The following is a 541-nucleotide window of genomic DNA, read 5'->3' on the forward strand; positions in this document are numbered from 1 at the left end:
CCATGCGTCAAGAAAAGCCGCTATTGTTTATACCGTACCCGTACCGTAAACCGACACAGGTGGATGAGGAGAGAATCCTAAGGCCGGCGGAAGAAGCATTGTCAAGGAACTCGGCAAAATGGCCCCGTAACTTAGGGATAAGGGGTGCCTGGGAAACCAGGCCGCAGAGAATAGGCTCAAGCAACTGTTTAGCAAAAACACAGGTCTATGCGAAACCGAAAGGTGAGGTATATGGGCTGACGCCTGCCCGGTGCTGGAAGGTTAAGAGGAGAGGTTAGCGCAAGCGAAGCTTTGAATTTAAGCCCCAGTAAACGGCGGCCGTAACTATAACGGTCCTAAGGTAGCGAAATTCCTTGTCGGGTAAGTTCCGACCCGCACGAAAGGCGTAATGATTTGAGCGCTGTCTCGACAATGCATCCGGTGAAATTGAAGTACCAGTGAAGATGCTGGTTACCTGCGCCAGGACGGAAAGACCCCATGGAGCTTTACTCCAGTTTGGTACTGGGACTCGGTATTGCATGTACAGGATAGGTGGGAGGCT

The 541-nt window shown here is 51.8% G+C and carries 1 rRNA gene; it reads left to right on the top strand.

The features are described 5' to 3' along the window. Window positions 1–541, top strand: a 23S ribosomal RNA gene (locus tag ACTNC6_RS16160); the annotation flags it as partial.

The organism is Blautia sp. HCP3S3_C4 (assembly GCF_052064095.1).
In the GTDB taxonomy this organism is placed as follows: Bacteria; Bacillota; Clostridia; order Lachnospirales; family Lachnospiraceae; genus Blautia_A.